The sequence below is a fragment of the Micromonospora sp. NPDC049204 genome (assembly GCF_040647935.1).
In the GTDB taxonomy this organism is placed as follows: Bacteria; Actinomycetota; Actinomycetes; order Mycobacteriales; family Micromonosporaceae; genus Micromonospora.
This window is the reverse complement of record NZ_JBEZDC010000015.1, coordinates 95,364-112,412: the sequence shown is the minus strand read 5'-3', so window position 1 is coordinate 112,412 and position 17,049 is coordinate 95,364. Positions and strand designations below refer to the sequence as shown.

Below are 17,049 nucleotides of genomic sequence, written 5' to 3'. Positions count from 1 at the left end.
CAGGCGACCCGGCTCACTTGTCGATGTCGCCGACCACGAAGAACATCGAGCCGAGGATCGCGATCAGGTCCGGTACCAGGCAGCCGGGCAGCAGGGTGGCCAGCGCCTGCACGTTCGCGTACGAGGCGGTGCGCAACTTCAACCGCCACGGCGTCTTCTCACCCCGCGACACCAGGTAGTAGCCGTTGATGCCGAGCGGGTTCTCCGTCCAGGCGTACGTGTGCCCCTCCGGCGCCTTGAGCACCTTCGGCAGCCGGGTGTTGATCGGCCCGGTCAACTGGTCCACCCGGTCCAGGCACTGCTCGGCGAGGTCCAGCGACGCGTACACCTGGTCCAGCAGCACCTCGAAGCGGGCGTGGCAGTCCCCGGCGGTCTTGGTGACCACCGGCACGTCCAGCTCGTCGTAGGCCAGGTACGGGTCGTCGCGGCGCAGGTCCAGGTCGAGCCCGGAGGCTCGGGCCACCGGCCCGGACGCCCCGAACGCGGCGGCGTCGGCGGCAGAGAGCACGCCCACGCCCACGGTGCGGGCCAGGAAGATCTCGTTGCGCCGGATCAGGTGGTCCAGGTCGGGCAGCCGCCGACGTACCTCGCCGATCGCCGCGCGGGCCCGCCCGGTCCACCCGTACGGCACCTCCTCCTTGAGGCCGCCCACCCGGTTGAACATGTAGTGGATCCGGCCGCCGGAGACCTCCTCCATCACCGCCTGGATGGTCTCCCGTTCCCGGAAGGCGTAGAAGATCGGCGTGATCGCCCCGATCTCCAACGGGTACGAACCGAGGAACATCAGGTGGTTGAGCACCCGGTTCAACTCCGCGAGGGCCATCCGCAGCCAGGTGGCCCGCTCCGGCACCTCCATGCCCATCAGGCGTTCCACCGCGAGCACCACACCCAGCTCGTTGGAGAACGCCGAGAGCCAGTCGTGCCTGTTCGCCAGCACGATGATCTGCCGGTAGTCGCGTACCTCGAAGAGCTTCTCCGCGCCCCGGTGCATGTAGCCGATGATCGGTTCGCAGGAGACCACCCGCTCACCGTCGAGCACCAGCTTGAGTCGCAGCACGCCGTGTGTGCTGGGGTGCTGCGGGCCGATGTTCAGCACCATGTCGGTGCCGAGCTGCTGATCACCGGTGCCGGCGATCAGGCCGGCCCCGGTGCCGACGGTCAGTTCACGGAGGTCCCCGGCGTCGGTGGTCATGCCCGTCATCGTGCCACGGCCGGGCCGAGCGGGATGCCGACCGGTTGGCGCAGCCACAGGTGCCCGCCGAGCCCGGCCGGGTCGGTCAGCTCGGCCACCGCCGACGCGGCGGCCAACGCCCGCACGTACCCCGCCGGGTCGGTGCCGGCCAGGCCGATCGGCGGTCGGCCGCCGTCCGCCCCGAGCGCCCGCAGCGCCTCCCGCTGCGAAACCAGGGAGTACGCACACCGGGCGACCGCCGCACCGGCGGAGGCGACCGAGTCCATGGCGACGTGGGCGGTGACGTCACTCGACCCGTCCGGCACCGGAGGCACCTGCCGTCCAGCCCGGTAACCCGTCAGGGTCCCGTGCACCGGCCGTGCCTCGCTCACGTGCCCGTAGTCGACGGCGACTGCTATTCCCCGCTCGATCTTCTGCACCGCGTTGGCCCACGCCTCATCTCTGCTTCGGCCGATTTCGGCTCGTGGGTGGTTGCTGTGGGGGGTTTCGGGGCAGCCCGGCCGGCTCCGGGCGGTCAGGCTTGATCCCTGCGCCGGCCGGGCTGCCCCGAAACCCGACTCGCTCTCGCTTGTCGCGCCCGTTGAGGTCACCCCCCGATCCGGTTCGCTGTCCGTGCTGGGCGGGCTCGTGGGGCTGGGCCACCACCTCGTCAACCAGTCAAGATCAGCGGGGCTGAGTGGGTCACCAACCGTTTCGGTGCCGTTCTCGGGGTCGACCAGCACGTACCGCCAGCCGTCTTCGGTGTTCACTGCCACGTCCAGGGGGACGTTGTCCAGCCACTCGGTGGCCAGTAGCACTCCGGTGATCTTGGTCGGGATCTCGGCTGTCCAGTTGATCTCTTCGGGCAGGTTCTTCGGGCGGTCGGCGTACTCGACTGCTCTGAAGCGCACCCGCTCCGCGAGCGACGGACGGACCGTGCCGGACGACGGCTCCTCTCCCAGCGGACGGGCGGAAACCCCCACCGCAACCCCGACGGCCGGTTCCGCTGCGACGAGCCTGAGCAGGCTGTGCAGAAGCTCCCCACGCCCAGCCCCGACATCGACCACGTCGAGCCGTGGCGGATGGTCGAGTGCGGTGTCCACCTCCGAGATCAGGCGCAGCACGGCGGTGGCGAAGGCTGGGGAGGCGTGCACGCTGGTACGGAAGTGGTCGGCCGGCCCGGTGCCGGTGACGAAGAAGCCGCCCGGCCCGTAGAGGGCCCGGCTCATGGCGTCCCGCCAGAGGGTCGACATCAGTTCACTCCGAGTTGAGCGTGGGTCACCGTGCCGACCCTACGGTCCGGGCCGCCGTCCGTGGTTCAGGCCTGGAAGTAGTGCCCCTCGTCCAGGTCGGCGATCAGGCCGGGGTGGGTGGGGACCCAGCCCAGCAGTTCGCGCGTGATCGCGGATGACGTCGGGTTGTCCATCTGCGCGAACGACCCGAGGAAGCCGAAGTAGTCGTTCGCCTCGTCGGCGCTGATGCTCCGGACCGGGATGTCGAGGTTTCGGCCGATGGCAGCGGCGATCTGCTGGAAGGGAACACCTTCGTCGGCTGCTGCGTGCAGGCGCGTACCGGCCGGGGCCCTGACGAGGGCGAGCCGGTAGAGCTCGGCCGCGTCGAGCGTGTGCACGGCCGGCCACCGGTTGGCGCCGTCGCCGACGTAGGCGGCGTACCCGTTCCGGCGTGCGGCAGCGATGAGAACGGTGATGAAGCCGTACTGGTCGAGCGGGCTGTGCACGGTGGGCGCGAGCCGGACGACGGCACCGCGCACACCGCGGGAGGCGAGGCCGGCGACGAAGTTCTCCGCGTCGATCCGGTAGCCGCCGCTCGGGAAGGCGTCGCGTTCGGTGCCGGGGCGGCCGACGACGCCGCCCAGCGCGAGCATGGCCGTCCCGCTGGTGCCGATCAGCGGTTTGCCGGAGCCGTCCAAACCGTCGGCGAGCGCCCTGAGCGCGTCCAGGTCGACCTCGGCCGCGCCGGCCATGTCGCCGGTCAGCATCAGGTCGTGGCGGAACGCCAGGTGGATCACCCCGTCGGAGGCGGCCGCTTCCGCACGGAGCAGGTCGAGGTCGGAGAGGTCGCCGCGGCGCGCCTCGGCGCCGAGCTTCTCGATCGCGGCGGCGGACGTGTCGGAGCGGGCCAGGCCGACAACGTCGTGTCGGGCGGAGAGCAGTGCCGGTACGACCGCGGAGCCGAGATGGCCGGAGGCACCTGTGACGAATACGCGCATGGCAGTTCCTTCGTGGGAGGGTGATGTCACCTTGCGACATGACCGTATCTCGTGATGTCGCAAGATGACATGGCTCAGACGAAAGAATGTCGCAGTGTGACATCAGATACCATGGCCGGATGGCCCGCTGGCAACCGGACGCGCGCGGCCGCCTGGAGGCGGCCGCCTTCGAGCTGTTCCGTGAGCGCGGCTTCGAGGAGACCACCGTCGCCGACATCGCCACCCGAGCCGGCGTCGACAAGCGGACCTTCTACCGGCTCTTCGGCGACAAGCGCGAGGCGCTCTTCAGCGGCAGCGGGCAGCTGGAGGAGATCCTGGTCAAAGCGGTGGTCGAGACGGACGCTGCCCCCTTCGAGGCGGTCGTCGCCGCCTTCCGCCGGGCAGCGGAAGAAATCTTCGCCGACCGCCTTGAACGGGTCCGGATGCGTCAATCCATCATTCAGAGCAGCCCCGAGCTGCAGGAGCGCGAGCTGCGCAAGACAGGCGCACTGGTAGCTGCGGTCACCGTCGCCCTGCGCGCCAAGGGCCTCGACGAGAGCACGGCCACCCTGGCCACCGAGTCCGGTGTCACGGTCTTCCGCGTCGCGTACGCGCGCTGGGTCGCGCCCGACAGCGACGCCTCGCTCGCCGACCTGATCACCGAGGTGGCCACCGAACTGCGTGCCGTCACGTCCGCCCCAGGGCGGCGTTGACGGAGGCCTTCCGTCAGTGGTGAACGTTTTCACACATGCTTGTCCTGGTTCGGCAGGCCGGGCGCATACTTGCGATCGACCGGTACCCCTCCTCGTGGACTGGATCGTCGTCATGAGCGCACCGTTGCGCCCGCGTCCGGCAGCCCCGCACGGGTCCGCCGCATCGCGGGATCGCGCCGTCATCGGCGCCCCCTCCTCCCGCCTGCTCACCGTCGGCGTCGTTGGCGCCGGTCGGGTCGGAGCCGTCCTGGGCGCCGCACTCGTCGCCGCCGGGCACCGCGTGGTCGCCGTCACCGGCGACTCCGGGGCCAGCCAGGCCCGCCTCGCCCTGCTGCTGCCCGAGGTGCCCCGCCGCCCGGCCGCCGCCGTCGCCCACGCCGCCGCCGACCTGCTGCTGATCGCGGTGCCGGACGACGCGTTGGCCGGTGTGGTGGCCGACCTCGCCGAACGGGGCGCGCTGCGTCCGGGTCAGATCGTCGCGCACACCTCCGGCGCGCACGGCCTGACCGTGCTGTCGCCGGCCGCCGCGGTCGGCGCCCGGCCACTCGCTCTGCACCCCGCGATGACCTTCACCGGTACGCCGGACGACCTGGCCCGGCTGGAGGGCATCTCGTACGGGGTGACCGCCCCGGCGGAGCTGCGCCCCCTCGCCGCCCGGCTGGTCGCCGACCTGGGCGGCGTGCCCGAGTGGGTGGCCGAGTCGGACCGCCCGCTGTACCACGCCGCGTTGGCCCACGGCGCGAACCACCTGGTGACCCTGGTGAACGAGGCAACCGACCGGCTGCGCGACGCCGGGGTGGCCCGACCGGAGAAGGTACTGGCCCCGCTGCTACGAGCCGCCCTGGAAAATGCGCTGCGCCTCGGTGACGACGCGTTGACCGGTCCGGTCTCCCGGGGCGACGCGGGCACCGTCCAGCGGCACCTGGCCCGGTTGGCCGCCACCGCACCGGAGTCCGTCCCCGCCTATCTCGCGTTGGCCCGCCGTACCGCCGACCGGGCGATCGCCGCCGGCCGACTGCGGCCGGTGGACGCGCAGTCGCTGCTCGGCGTGCTCGCGAGGAGTGAGCCGATCCCGCGAACCGAGGGGGCACTATGACACAGCTCGTGCATTCGCGCGCGGAGCTGGCCGAGGCTCGGGCCGCTCTGAAGGGCACGGTCGGAGTCGTGATGACGATGGGTGCCCTGCACTCGGGGCACGAGACGTTGCTGCGCGCGGCCCGGGAACAGGCCGACCACGTGCTGGTGACGATCTTCGTGAACCCGTTGCAGTTCGGGCCGAACGAGGACTTCGACCGCTACCCACGGACCCTGGACGCCGATCTGGAGGTGTGCCGGCGGGCGGGCGCTGACCTCGTCTTCGCCCCGTCGGTGGCGGACATGTACCCGGACGGCCAGCCCCAAGTCCGCCTCGACCCGGGTCCGCTCGGCGCGGAGTTGGAGGGCGCGAGCCGCCCCGGGTTCTTCCACGGGGTGCTCACTGTGGTGCTGAAGCTGCTCCAGCTCACCCGACCCGACCTGACGTTCTTCGGCGAGAAGGACTACCAGCAGCTCACCCTGGTCCGGCGGATGACCCGGGACCTGGACGTGCCGGTCGAGGTGGTCGGCGTGCCGACCGTCCGGGAGCCGGACGGGTTGGCGCTGTCCAGCCGCAACCGCTACCTGAGCGAGTCGGAGCGGGCCGCGGCGCTGAGCCTGTCCGCCGGGTTGCGGGCCGGTGCGCGGGCCGCCGAGGACGGCCTGGACGCGGGTGCGGTGCTGACCGCCGCGCACGCCGCGTTCGGTGCCGGTACGCCGGGTGCCCGCCTCGACTACCTGGTGCTCACCGACCCCGAGTTGGAGCCGGGGCCGGTCACCGGGCCGGCGCGGCTGGTGATCGCCGCCTGGGTGGGCGCGACCCGCTTGATCGACAACGCGGCGATCCACCTCGCCCCCCGCCCCTGACCGGGCCGCACCACCCTCCACCACTTCGTGAAAGGCCACCCCGATGCTGCGGACCATGCTCAAGTCGAAGATCCACCGGGCCACGGTGACCCAGGCCGACCTGCACTACGTCGGTTCGGTGACGGTGGACGAGGACCTGCTCGACGCCGCCGACCTGCTCCCCGGAGAGCAGGTGGCGATCGTGGACATCACCAACGGCGCACGGCTGGAGACGTACGTGATTCCCGGCGTGCGGGGCAGCGGCGTGATCGGCATCAACGGTGCCGCCGCGCACCTGGTGCACCCCGGTGACCTGGTCATCCTGATCTCGTACGCCCAGATGGACAACGCCGAGGCCCGCTCGTACCGCCCACGGGTGGTGCACGTGGACGCCGACAACCGGGTTCTCGAGTTGGGTGCCGACCCGGCCGCGGTGGCGCCCGGCACGGCCGGCCACCCGGTGCCCAGCCCGTTGGCCGTGTCCGGAGTCTGATCCCGCGCGAGGCGATTCCGGTCTGTTACCGGAAGGTCATTTCCGGTTACCCTTGGCGCGCTGGCGGAAGCCGGTCGGTGGCTGGGGGAGGCCGCTATGCGCAGTGCCAGGACGACCGTGTTCGCCGCTGCCGTGACGGCGGTGCTGCTCGCTGGGTGTGCCGGGTCGGGTGACCTGGACGGTGACCTGACCGACGACTGGGCGGCGCTGCCGCCGGCGACGGCGTTCACCCCGGCCGCCGGTGTCTGCCAGGTCGCCGACTTCACCGATGTGGTCCCCCTGGCCGCCTACGAGCCGGTGGACTGCGCGGGCCCGCACCGGCTGGAAACGGTGCATGTGGGGGCGTTTCCGGTCGAGCGGGCGAGTGCGCCGGCGGGTGGCTCGGCGGAGTTGCGGGGTGCCTTCACCGAGTGCGACACCCGGGCGACCGGGTACGTGGGCGACGACTGGCGGGCCGGCCGGCTGCGGTTGTCGGTGGCGTTGCCCTCGGGACCGGGCTGGGCGGCCGGTTCCCGGTGGTTCCGGTGTGACCTGACCGAGCTGACCACGGTCGAGGCCGCGGCCACCGTTGTGGTCCGGTCGGGCAGCCTGCGGGACGCGTTGAAGGGGCCTGCCGGGCTGCGCCTCGGTTGCCAGCAGACCCGCACCGCGGCCGGTGCGGGGGTGCGCACGCTGATTCCGGTGGAGTGCGCGCAACGGCACGACGCCGAGTTCGTCGGGGTGTGGCGCGCACCGGAGATGGCGTACCCGACCCGCGACGCCGACTGGGAACCGCTCTACACCGGCTGCCGCAGCGTCCTCGGCCGGTACGTGGGTGTGCCGGACGACGTCGACCTGCGCTTTCGCAGCGGGTTGGTGGTCCGTCCGCCGGGTGCGGGGCGCTGGCGGGTCGGTGACCGAGGTGTCCGCTGCTACCTGTGGCTCAGCGACCGTACGGTGACCGCCTCGCTGAAGGGCACCGGCCCGGCCGGCCTTCCGGTCCGGACGAAGTGACCACCGGCTGACGGCCGGCGCGGCGGCGGACGGGGTAGTCCAAAACACTCGTCCCGCCCCCGCCGCCCCGAGCGAGGATGGTTCGGGTTGACTGGGGGGATGGACCTTCCGACCGTCGAACTGCCGGCCCTGCCCGCGTTGCTGGCCGCGCCCGCGCCCGGCTGGGTGGAGACCACCGACGTGATCGTGGTGGGTTCCGGGGTGGCCGGGTTGACCGCGGCGCTGCACCTGCGGGAGGCGGGCCTGCACGTCACGGTGGTCACCAAGGTCAACATCGACGACGGTTCGACGCGGTGGGCACAGGGCGGCATCGCCGCCGTGCTCGACCCGACGGACACCCCCGCGGCGCACGCCCGTGACACCCAGATCGCCGGGGTCGGGCTCTGCGACCCGGCGGCGGTGCGGGTGCTGGTCGAGGAGGGTCCGGCCCGGCTGCGGGAGCTGATGCGCATCGGCGCCGAGTTCGATCGCCATCCGGACGGATCGTTGATGTTGACCCGCGAGGGCGGCCACCGGGCGGACCGGATCGTGCACGCCGGCGGTGACGCCACCGGCGCGGAGGTGCAGCGGGCGCTGCACGCGGCGGTGCAGCGCGACCCGTGGATCCGACTTGTCGAACACGCCCTGGTCCTGGATCTGCTGCGAGCGCCGGGCGGCGGCCCGGACGGGCTCGGCCCGGCCTGCGGGATCACCCTGCACGTGCTCGGTGAGGGCAGCGAGGACGGCGTCGGCGCGCTGCTGGCCCGCGCGGTGGTGCTCGCCACCGGCGGGATGGGGCAGATCTTCGCGGCCACCACCAACCCGGCGGTCTCCACCGGCGACGGGGTCGCGCTCGCGATGCGGGCCGGCGCGGCGGTGACCGACGTGGAGTTCGTCCAGTTCCACCCGACCGCCCTGATCACCCCGCCCGGCGCGGGAGTGCCCGGTGCCGGGCACGCGCAGCAGCCGCTGGTCTCCGAGGCGCTGCGCGGTGAGGGCGCGTACCTGGTGGACGCCGACGGCAAGCGGTTCATGGTGGGCCAGCACGAGTTGGCCGAGCTGGCACCCCGGGACGTGGTGGCCAAGGGCATCCACCGGGTGTTGCTGGCCACCGGCGATGACCACGTCTTCCTCGACGCACGGCACCTGGGCGGCGACTTCCTGGCCGGCAGGTTCCCCACCATCGTGGCGTCCTGCCTGGCGATCGGCGTGGACCCGGCGACCGACCTGATCCCGGTGGCGCCGGCCGCCCACTACGCCTCCGGCGGTGTCCGCACCGACCTGCGCGGCCGCACCTCCATCCCGGGCCTGTACGCCTGCGGCGAGGTGGCCTGCACGGGTGTGCACGGCGCGAACCGGTTGGCCAGCAACTCGCTGCTGGAGGGTCTGGTCTTCTCCCGACGGATCGCCGAGGACATCGCGGCGGGCCTGCCCGAGCAGGTTCAGCCGGCCGACACCGGCGCCTGGCGCGGAGGCGAGGGCTGGGTGCTGCCCGCGGCGGCGACGCCGACCCTGCAACGGGCGATGACCCGGGGCGCCGGGGTGCTCCGATCCGCGGCGACGCTGGCGGGGACCGCCGGAACGCTGCGGGAGTTGGGCGTTGCCCGGGGCCGGCCCCGGACCGCCGACTGGGAGGCGACCAACCTGCTCACGGTGGCGTCGACGCTGGTGGCCGCCGCGTACGCGCGTGGCGAGACCCGGGGCTGCCACTGGCGGGAGGACTTCCCGACGGCCGACGAACGGTGGCTGGGTCACCTGGTCGGGTCGGTCGGGGCGGAGGGCCGGGTGGGCCAACAGTGGGAGGCGAACTCATGACGGGATCGACAGAGGCGGCGTTGCGGGCGGGCGGGCTGGATCCGGCGCAGGTGCGGCAGGTGATCGAGACCGCGCTGGTCGAGGATCTGGGTCCCGATTTCCTGGACGTCACGAGCGTGGCCACCATTCCGGCGGAACAGACCGACACCGCCGACCTGGTGGCTCGCGCGGATGGGGTGCTGGCCGGGATGGCGGTGGCCGCCGCCGTGTTCGAGCTGGTGGGCGAGGTGACCGGCTTCGGTCGTACCGTCGAGGTGTCGGTGTTGGCCCACGACGGTGAGCGGGTGGCCCGCGGCGCGGTGCTGGCGACGGTGACCGGCCCGACCCGGCTGCTGCTGACAGCCGAGCGGACGGCGCTGAACCTGCTCTGCCGGATGTCCGGGGTGGCCACCCACACCCGTGCCTGGGCCGACGCCCTGGCCGGCACGAAGGCGATGGTGCTGGACACCCGCAAGACGACGCCGGGCCTGCGGGCGCTGGAGAAGTACGCGGTGCGGGCCGGTGGGGGCACCAACAAGCGGATGGGCCTCTACGACGTGGCCATGATCAAGGACAACCACAAGCTGGCAGCCGGGGGCATCACGCCGGCGTACCGGCGGGTCCGGGAGGCGTTCCCGGAGGTGCCGGTGCAGGTCGAGGTGACCACTGTCGACGAGGCGGTCGAGGCGGTGGAGGCCGGGGCGGATTTCCTGCTCTGCGACAACATGACGCCCGAGGTGCTGGCCGAGGCGGTGGCCGCGGTGGGCGACCGGGCGGAGTTGGAGGCGACCGGCGGGTTGACCCTGGAGGTGGCGGGCCGGTACGCGGCGACCGGCGTCGACTTCCTCTCGGTGGGCGCGTTGACCCACTCGTCGCCGATCCTGGACATCGCGCTGGACCTGCGCACCGACTAGTTGTCTAGGCTGCGTGCGTGCTGCTCTGCATCGACATCGGAAACACCAACACCGTGCTGGCGACCTTCGACGGCGACAAGCTGGTGCACTCCTGGCGGATCAAGACCGATGCCCGCTCGACGGCGGACGAGTTGGGCCTCATGTTCCGCGGGCTGCTCGCCGGGGACAACGTCGAGATCACCGGCGTGGCCGCCTGCTCGACCGTGCCGGCCGCGCTGCGCTCGCTGCGCACCATGCTCGGCCGCTACTACGCCGACCTGCCGAGCGTGATCGTCGAGCCGGGCGTGCGGACCGGGGTGCAGTTGGCGATCGACAATCCGAAGGAGGTGGGCGCCGACCGGGTGGTGAACACGCTGGCCGCGTACTCCCTCTACGGCGGGCCGTCGATCGTGGTGGACTTCGGTACCACCACCAACTTCGATGTGATCAGCGGTCGCGGCGAGTTCCTCGGCGGGGCGTTCGCCCCGGGCATCGAGATCTCCTTCGACGCGCTGGCCGCCCGGGCGGCCCAGCTGCGCAAGGTCGAGGCCACCAAGCCCCGCTCGGTGATCGGCAAGAACACCGTGGAGTGCCTCCAGGCCGGCCTGTACTTCGGCTTCGCCGGGCAGGTGGACCGCATCGTGGAGCGGATGACCGAGGAGCTGGGCGAGGTGAAGGCCGTGATCGCCACCGGCGGGCTGGCCTCCCTGGTGATCAACGAGTGTCGCACCATCACCCACCACGAGCCGATGATCACGCTGATCGGCCTCCGGATGGTCTACGAGCGCAACCTCTGACGCCGCAGTGGACCGTCAGCGCCGGCGGGCTCGGAAGACAAGCGTCCGGTACGGCAGCTCCACGCGGTCCCGTCCGGCCAGGTCCGGATGGGTGGCGAGGAGGTCGCGCAACTCCCGCTCCACGGCCTCCTGGCTCGATTGGTCGGCGGTGAGGTAGTACGAGCGGGTGCGCATCATGCCGACGACCTCGTCCACGGTGAGGGCGGTGCGCTGGCTGAACTCACCGAGCTCCACGTCGCCGAACGCCGGGCCGAACGTGGTCACCGACTCGATGAGGTTGTCGGCGTTGCTGCCCATGTGGGCGATTCGACCCAGCTCGGCCACCCACTCGACCCGATCGTCCCGGATGTTCCAGATCGGGGCGAACGTGCCGTCGGTCCGGAGCACGCGGGCGATCTCCGCATGTGCCCGCTCCCGGTCGAACCAGTGGTAGGCCTGTCCGACCAACACCGCGTCCGCCGCCCCGTCCGGCAGGGGAACGGACTCCGCTCCACCAGCCAGGGAGTCGACGCCCGGGGTGGCCACCGCCAGTTGGGCGCGCATGCCCGGATCGGGTTCCACCGGCGTCACCTCGTGCCCGAGCGCGAGCACCTCGCGGGTGAGGATGCCGGTGCCCGCGCCCAGGTCGACGACCCGGGCGGCGTCGCCCAGTCCCTCCAGCGCCCAGCGGACCGCGGCCTGCGGGTAACGGGGTCGAAGCCGGTCGTACTCCGCTGCCGCCGCACCGAACGACAGGGCCTGAGTGTGATTCGCCATGACGGGCAGGTTATCCGGTAACGACCCCCTGGCGGCATGAGTACGCTCAGGGGCTGACCCCGCCGAAAACTCCCTGAGGAAGCGTGCCGTGAGCGAGCAGAACGCCGTGCCAGTGGACCCCGCCGACGACCTTCCCGAGCAGATGAAGGTCCGCCGGGAGAAGCGGGACCGGATGCTCGCCGAGGGCATCGAGCCCTACCCGGTCGGCTTTGCCCGGACGACCACCCTGGCGCAGATCCGGACCCGCTACGCCGACCTGCCGACCGACACCGCGACCGGCGACCAGGTCGCGGTCACCGGCCGGGTGATCTTCGTACGCAACACCGGGAAGCTGTGCTTCGCGACCCTGCGCGACGGCGACGGCACCGAGTTGCAGGCGATGCTCTCGCTGGACCGGGTCGGCCCGGAGCGGTTGGAGGCGTGGAAGCGCCTGGTCGACCTCGGCGACCAGGTCGGCGTCACCGGTGAGGTGATCACCAGTCGTCGGGGTGAGTTGTCGGTGCTGGCGCAGCAGTGGGACATGACCGCCAAGGCGCTGCGACCGTTGCCGGTGGCGCACAAGCCGCTCTCCGAGGAAGCCCGAGTCCGGCAGCGTTATGTCGACCTGATCGTCCGGCCGCAGGCACGGGACATGGTCCGTACCCGAGCCGCCGCCGTGCGCAGTCTGCGCGATTCACTGCACGGGCAGGGCTTCATCGAGGTGGAAACGCCGATGCTGCAACTGCTGCATGGTGGTGCGACGGCCCGACCGTTCGTGACCCACAGCAATGCGTTGAGCACCGATCTGTATCTGCGAATCGCTCCGGAACTGTTTCTCAAGCGCGCTGTGGTTGGCGGCGTCGACCGCGTCTTCGAGATCAACCGCAACTTCCGTAATGAGGGTGTCGACTCTTCGCACTCGCCGGAGTTCGCGATGCTGGAGACGTACCAGGCGTACGGCGACTACGACACGATCGGCGAGCTGACCCGTAATCTTGTGCAACAGGCGGCGATCGCGGTCAGCGGTTCGATGGTGGTGACCCACGCCGACGGACGCGAGTTCGACCTGGGCGGCGAGTGGCGGTCGGTGACACTCTTCGGCGTGCTTTCCGAAGCGCTCGGCGAGGAGGTCACGGTCCGCACCGACCGATCCCGCCTGGTGGAGTACGCGGACAAGGTGGGATTGGCGGTCGACCCGAAGTGGGGGCCGGGCAAGCTGGCCGAGGAACTGTTCGAGGAGTTGGTCGTCCCCAGCCTGGTGGCTCCCACCTTCGTGCGGGACTACCCGGAGGAGACCAGCCCGCTCACCCGGGGCCACCGCAGTGAGCCGGGGCTGGCCGAGAAGTGGGACCTCTACGTGCTCGGATTCGAGCTGGGCACCGGATACTCCGAGCTGGTCGACCCGGTCGTCCAGCGGGAGCGGCTGGTGGCCCAGGCGCAGCTCGCGGCCCGTGGCGACGACGAGGCGATGCGCCTCGACGAGGACTTTCTGCGGGCGATGGAGTACGGAATGCCACCGTCCGGCGGTATGGGAATGGGAATCGACCGGATGTTGATGGCCCTGACCGGCCTCGGAATTCGGGAAACGATCCTCTTCCCGTTGGTCCGCCCCGAGTAGGGCGCGCCCGGCTCACCCCACGCCGTAACGGCATCCTATTGACGTGGCAAGTACTGCGGGGGTTATTGTGCTCTCGTTAGCAGGAGTGCCCTGCTCGAAAGGAATGTGGGACGTGGCCAAGCAGATCATTCACAAGCTGGTCGATGACCTGGACGGCGGGGACGCGGACGAGACCGTCAAGTTCGCCCTCGACGGCGTTCAGTACGAGATCGACCTGTCGAGTGCCAACGCTGCTAAATTGCGCGACGCTTTTGCCTCGTACGTGGGCGCCGGCACCAAGGTCGGCCGGGGCGGCGTGGTGATCGGTGGGCGTGCTGCTCGCGGTCGGGGCGGCGCGACCGCCGATCGGGAACAGAACAAGGCGATCCGGGAGTGGGCCAAGAAGGCCGGCAAGGACATCTCGGACCGGGGTCGTATCCCGCAGGAGATCGTTGACGAGTACCACGCGAAGCGCTGATCCATCAGCGGTGGGTGCCAGTCGCCCCCACAGGCGACACCGACGCCGGGCCGGAGTGGTTCTCCGGGCCGGCGTCGCCGTCTCCGGGTCCGCGGTAAGGGGTCCGCGGTGCGGGAAGCATTCCGCCTCCACCGACGTTGTCCACAACCAGTGGAGCAACTATCCACAGCCTGTGGACAACCCTCCCCAGGGTTGGGCGCAGCGGTCGTCGCAAGCCCGGTTTACCCCCTCCGGGGGCTTCCGGAGCGCTTCCGAGGCCCGGATCGGGCTCCGGTCGTGCCAGTCGGATTTCGCTCTGCGCGTAGCGACAGGACTACCGGAACACCTCCTGAGCGCGGACGGTTGTCCAAAACGACGTGCAACCGACCCAGACCGGAGACACACGACCTCAGCTGAGTCGGTCAGCGACGATAGAGTAAGGAGGCACGGACGCCCGTCCCGGACGTTCGTGCACCGGCCCCGCCAAGATCTTGACCATCAAGGCGCACGGCACGTGAGGAGCACGAGGGCATGTTCGAGCGGTTCACCGACCGAGCGCGACGGGTTGTCGTCCTGGCCCAAGAAGAGGCCCGGATGCTCAACCACAACTACATCGGTACGGAACACATCCTGCTGGGCCTGATCCACGAAGGTGAAGGCGTCGCGGCAAAGGCCCTGGAGAGCCTCGGCATCTCCCTGGAGGGCGTCCGCCAGCAGGTCGAGGAGATCATCGGCCAGGGCCAGCAGGCGCCGAGCGGGCACATCCCGTTCACGCCGCGGGCCAAGAAGGTGCTGGAGCTGTCGCTGCGCGAGGCGCTGCAGCTCGGCCACAACTACATCGGCACCGAGCACATCCTGCTCGGGCTGATCCGCGAGGGCGAGGGCGTCGCCGCCCAGGTGCTGGTCAAGCTCGGCGCCGACCTCAACCGGGTCCGCCAGCAGGTGATCCAGCTGCTCTCCGGCTACCAGGGCAAGGAGCCTGCCGCGGCGGGCGCCGCGCCGGGTGAGGCCGCGCCGTCGACCAGCCTGGTGCTGGACCAGTTCGGCCGCAACCTGACCCAGGCCGCCCGCGAGGGCAAGCTCGACCCGGTCATCGGGCGCGAGAAGGAAATCGAGCGGGTCATGCAGGTGCTCTCCCGCCGTACCAAGAACAACCCGGTCCTGATCGGTGAGCCCGGCGTCGGTAAGACCGCCGTGGTGGAGGGGCTTTCCCAGAAGATCATCAAGGGCGAGGTGCCCGAGACTCTCAAGGACAAGCAGCTCTACACGCTCGACCTGGGTGCGCTCGTCGCCGGTTCCCGTTACCGCGGTGACTTCGAGGAGCGCCTCAAGAAGGTGCTCAAGGAGATCCGCACCCGCGGCGACATCATCCTGTTCATCGACGAGATCCACACCCTGGTGGGTGCGGGTGCCGCCGAGGGCGCGATCGACGCCGCGAGCATCCTCAAGCCGATGCTGGCCCGTGGTGAGCTGCAGACCATCGGCGCCACCACGCTCGACGAATACCGCAAGCACCTGGAGAAGGACGCCGCTCTCGAGCGCCGGTTCCAGCCGATCCAGGTGGGTGAGCCGTCGCTGGCGCACACCATCGAGATCCTCAAGGGCCTGCGCGACCGGTACGAGGCGCACCACCGGGTCTCGATCACCGATGCCGCCCTGGTGGCCGCCGCGACGCTGGCCGACCGGTACATCTCCGACCGCTTCCTGCCGGACAAGGCGATCGACCTGATCGACGAGGCCGGTGCCCGGATGCGGATCCGTCGGATGACCGCGCCGCCAGACCTGCGTGACTTCGACGAGCGCATCGCCCAGGTGCGTCGCGACAAGGAGTCCGCGATCGACGCGCAGGACTTCGAGCGTGCCGCCCAGCTGCGCGACAAGGAGAAGCAGCTGCTCGGCCAGAAGGCCCAGCGGGAGAAGGAGTGGAAGGCCGGTGACCTGGACGTCGTCAGCGAGGTTGACGACGAGCAGATCGCCGAGGTGCTCGGCAACTGGACCGGCATCCCGGTCTACAAGCTGACCGAGGAGGAGACCTCTCGCCTGCTGCGCATGGAGGACGAGCTGCACAAGCGCGTCATCGGCCAGGAGGATGCGGTCAAGGCGGTCTCGAAGGCGATCCGGCGTACCCGGGCCGGCCTGAAGGACCCGAAGCGCCCGTCGGGCTCGTTCATCTTCGCCGGCCCGTCCGGTGTCGGTAAGACCGAGCTGTCCAAGGCGCTCGCCGAGTTCCTCTTCGGCAGCGAGGATGCCCTCATCCAGCTGGACATGTCCGAGTTCCACGACCGTTACACGGTCTCCCGGCTCGTGGGTGCCCCTCCCGGCTACGTCGGCTACGACGAGGGCGGGCAGCTGACCGAGAAGGTGCGGCGTCGGCCGTTCTCGGTGGTCCTCTTCGACGAGATCGAGAAGGCCCACCCGGACGTGTTCAACACGCTGCTCCAGATCCTCGAGGACGGTCGGCTCACCGACGGTCAGGGTCGGATCGTGGACTTCAAGAACACGGTCATCATCCTGACCACCAACCTGGGCACCCGTGACGTCGCCAAGGCGGTGTCGCTGGGCTTCCAGGCGTCGGAGGACTCCGAGTCCAACTACGACCGGATGAAGCAGAAGGTCAACGACGAGCTCAAGCAGCACTTCCGGCCTGAGTTCCTCAACCGGATCGACGACACCATCGTCTTCCACCAGCTGCGTCAGACCGAGATCCTCTCGATCGTGGACATCATGATCCAGCGGATCGAGGGCCAGCTGCGCAACAAGGACATGGGTCTGGAGCTGACCGACAACGCCAAGAAGTACCTGGCGGCGAAGGGCTTCGACCCGGTGCTCGGTGCCCGTCCGCTTCGTCGCACGATCCAGCGCGACATCGAGGACAACCTCTCCGAGCGGATCCTGTTCAACGAGCTGACCCCGGGTCAGATCGTCGTGGTGGACTGCGAGGGCGACCCGAACGACATCGACAAGTCCAAGCTCGTCTTCCGGGGCGCGGACAAGCCGGTCGAAGTTCCGGACGCCGTGCCGGCCGACCTCGGTGGCACTGCCGCTGGCACCGCCGCAGCGGCCACGGACGAGTAGCACAACCAGCAGTACGGGGCGGGGTCTCGATGGCGTGAGCCATCGGGGCCCCGCCCCTCGTTGCGCTACCCCGAAGGTCACCCACACCGCACCGCCGGTGCCGCGCCAGCGCCCGTGCCTGTGTCGCGCCCGTGCCTGTGTCGCGCCCGTGCCTGTGTCGCGCCCGTGCCTGTGTCGCGCCCGTGCCTGTGTCGCGCCCGTGCCTGTGTCGCGCCCGTGCGTG

At 70.7% G+C, this 17,049-nt stretch carries 15 protein-coding genes; 11 read left to right on the top strand and 4 right to left on the bottom strand.

The window, feature by feature from the left end:
• Positions 1 to 13: 13 nt before the first annotated feature.
• The 3 genes from AB0A90_RS25680 to AB0A90_RS25670 all read right to left on the bottom strand — a co-directional run bounded on the left by AB0A90_RS25680 (position 14) and on the right by AB0A90_RS25670 (position 3,401).
• Positions 14 to 1,201, bottom strand: coding sequence for an NADH-quinone oxidoreductase subunit D (locus tag AB0A90_RS25680; protein ID WP_357252834.1), 1,188 nt, complete (start codon positions 1,199 to 1,201; stop codon positions 14 to 16).
• Positions 1,198 to 2,424 carry an SAM-dependent methyltransferase gene (locus tag AB0A90_RS25675; protein ID WP_357252831.1) on the bottom strand — a complete coding sequence of 409 codons (1,227 nt, stop codon included), beginning with the start codon at positions 2,422 to 2,424 and terminating at the stop codon, positions 1,198 to 1,200. The genes AB0A90_RS25680 and AB0A90_RS25675 overlap by 4 nt, the downstream gene beginning before the upstream one ends.
• Before the next feature lie 65 nt (positions 2,425 to 2,489).
• Positions 2,490 to 3,401 carry an SDR family oxidoreductase gene (locus AB0A90_RS25670; RefSeq protein ID WP_357252827.1) on the bottom strand — a complete coding sequence of 304 codons (912 nt, stop codon included), beginning with the start codon at positions 3,399 to 3,401 and terminating at the stop codon, positions 2,490 to 2,492.
• A 119-nt stretch (positions 3,402 to 3,520) separates the two neighbouring features.
• Here AB0A90_RS25670 and AB0A90_RS25665 point away from each other — a divergent pair, with 119 nt between their 5' ends.
• The 8 genes from AB0A90_RS25665 to AB0A90_RS25630 all read left to right on the top strand — a co-directional run bounded on the left by AB0A90_RS25665 (position 3,521) and on the right by AB0A90_RS25630 (position 10,962).
• On the top strand, positions 3,521 to 4,093 hold the full coding sequence (locus AB0A90_RS25665) for a TetR family transcriptional regulator (RefSeq protein WP_357252824.1): 573 nt from the start codon (positions 3,521 to 3,523) through the stop codon (positions 4,091 to 4,093).
• Positions 4,094 to 4,205: 112 nt separating this feature from the next.
• Positions 4,206 to 5,189, top strand: a complete 984-nt coding sequence (locus AB0A90_RS25660) for a Rossmann-like and DUF2520 domain-containing protein (RefSeq protein ID WP_357252821.1) — start codon at positions 4,206 to 4,208, stop codon at positions 5,187 to 5,189.
• Positions 5,186 to 6,034: a pantoate--beta-alanine ligase gene (panC, locus tag AB0A90_RS25655; RefSeq protein ID WP_357252818.1), complete on the top strand. Its 849-nt coding sequence runs from the start codon at positions 5,186 to 5,188 to the stop codon at positions 6,032 to 6,034. Before AB0A90_RS25660 ends, panC begins: the two co-directional genes overlap by 4 nt.
• Before the next feature lie 43 nt (positions 6,035 to 6,077).
• Positions 6,078 to 6,506 carry an aspartate 1-decarboxylase gene (gene panD / locus AB0A90_RS25650; RefSeq protein WP_357252815.1) on the top strand — a complete coding sequence of 143 codons (429 nt, stop codon included), beginning with the start codon at positions 6,078 to 6,080 and terminating at the stop codon, positions 6,504 to 6,506.
• 96 nt (positions 6,507 to 6,602) lie between these two features.
• The gene (locus tag AB0A90_RS25645) at positions 6,603 to 7,499 is read left to right on the top strand and encodes a septum formation family protein (protein ID WP_357252812.1); all 897 of its coding nucleotides are present in this window, start codon (positions 6,603 to 6,605) and stop codon (positions 7,497 to 7,499) included.
• A 99-nt stretch (positions 7,500 to 7,598) separates the two neighbouring features.
• Positions 7,599 to 9,293, top strand: a complete 1,695-nt coding sequence (locus tag AB0A90_RS25640) for an L-aspartate oxidase (RefSeq protein WP_357252809.1) — start codon at positions 7,599 to 7,601, stop codon at positions 9,291 to 9,293.
• Positions 9,290 to 10,186, top strand: coding sequence for a carboxylating nicotinate-nucleotide diphosphorylase (gene nadC, locus AB0A90_RS25635; RefSeq protein WP_357252806.1), 897 nt, complete (start codon positions 9,290 to 9,292; stop codon positions 10,184 to 10,186). Before AB0A90_RS25640 ends, nadC begins: the two co-directional genes overlap by 4 nt.
• Before the next feature lie 17 nt (positions 10,187 to 10,203).
• The gene (locus AB0A90_RS25630; RefSeq protein WP_357067967.1) at positions 10,204 to 10,962 is read left to right on the top strand and encodes a type III pantothenate kinase; all 759 of its coding nucleotides are present in this window, start codon (positions 10,204 to 10,206) and stop codon (positions 10,960 to 10,962) included.
• Positions 10,963 to 10,977: 15 nt separating this feature from the next.
• Here the strand turns inward: AB0A90_RS25630 and AB0A90_RS25625 are convergent, their stop codons facing one another.
• Complete coding sequence (locus AB0A90_RS25625) at positions 10,978 to 11,718, bottom strand: class I SAM-dependent methyltransferase (protein WP_357252803.1); 741 nt, start codon at positions 11,716 to 11,718, stop codon at positions 10,978 to 10,980.
• 88 nt (positions 11,719 to 11,806) lie between these two features.
• On the opposite strand from AB0A90_RS25625, the gene lysS reads away from it, so the two are divergent.
• From lysS to AB0A90_RS25610, 3 genes are all read left to right on the top strand, one after another.
• Positions 11,807 to 13,315, top strand: coding sequence for a lysine--tRNA ligase (lysS, locus tag AB0A90_RS25620; protein WP_357252800.1), 1,509 nt, complete (start codon positions 11,807 to 11,809; stop codon positions 13,313 to 13,315).
• A gap of 112 nt (positions 13,316 to 13,427) precedes the next feature.
• Positions 13,428 to 13,772: an Lsr2 family protein gene (locus AB0A90_RS25615; protein ID WP_110563841.1), complete on the top strand. Its 345-nt coding sequence runs from the start codon at positions 13,428 to 13,430 to the stop codon at positions 13,770 to 13,772.
• A 510-nt stretch (positions 13,773 to 14,282) separates the two neighbouring features.
• Positions 14,283 to 16,826: an ATP-dependent Clp protease ATP-binding subunit gene (locus AB0A90_RS25610; RefSeq protein ID WP_357252797.1), complete on the top strand. Its 2,544-nt coding sequence runs from the start codon at positions 14,283 to 14,285 to the stop codon at positions 16,824 to 16,826.
• Positions 16,827 to 17,049 lie beyond the last annotated feature (223 nt).

Bases quoted from the DNA above. Each gene is read 5' to 3' on its own strand.
- panC (WP_357252818.1), top strand. From the start codon at position 5,186: ATGACACAGCTCGTGCATTCGCGCGCGGAGCTGGCCGAGGCTCGGGCC.
- nadC (WP_357252806.1), top strand. From the start codon at position 9,290: ATGACGGGATCGACAGAGGCGGCGTTGCGGGCGGGCGGGCTGGATCCG.
- panD (WP_357252815.1), top strand. From the start codon at position 6,078: ATGCTGCGGACCATGCTCAAGTCGAAGATCCACCGGGCCACGGTGACC.
- AB0A90_RS25610 (WP_357252797.1), top strand. From the start codon at position 14,283: ATGTTCGAGCGGTTCACCGACCGAGCGCGACGGGTTGTCGTCCTGGCC.
- AB0A90_RS25625 (WP_357252803.1), bottom strand. From the start codon at position 11,718: ATGGCGAATCACACTCAGGCCCTGTCGTTCGGTGCGGCGGCAGCGGAG.
- AB0A90_RS25670 (WP_357252827.1), bottom strand. From the start codon at position 3,401: ATGCGCGTATTCGTCACAGGTGCCTCCGGCCATCTCGGCTCCGCGGTC.
- AB0A90_RS25660 (WP_357252821.1), top strand. From the start codon at position 4,206: ATGAGCGCACCGTTGCGCCCGCGTCCGGCAGCCCCGCACGGGTCCGCC.
- AB0A90_RS25675 (WP_357252831.1), bottom strand. From the start codon at position 2,424: ATGTCGACCCTCTGGCGGGACGCCATGAGCCGGGCCCTCTACGGGCCG.
- AB0A90_RS25680 (WP_357252834.1), bottom strand. From the start codon at position 1,201: ATGACGGGCATGACCACCGACGCCGGGGACCTCCGTGAACTGACCGTC.
- AB0A90_RS25645 (WP_357252812.1), top strand. From the start codon at position 6,603: ATGCGCAGTGCCAGGACGACCGTGTTCGCCGCTGCCGTGACGGCGGTG.
- AB0A90_RS25640 (WP_357252809.1), top strand. From the start codon at position 7,599: ATGGACCTTCCGACCGTCGAACTGCCGGCCCTGCCCGCGTTGCTGGCC.
- AB0A90_RS25665 (WP_357252824.1), top strand. From the start codon at position 3,521: ATGGCCCGCTGGCAACCGGACGCGCGCGGCCGCCTGGAGGCGGCCGCC.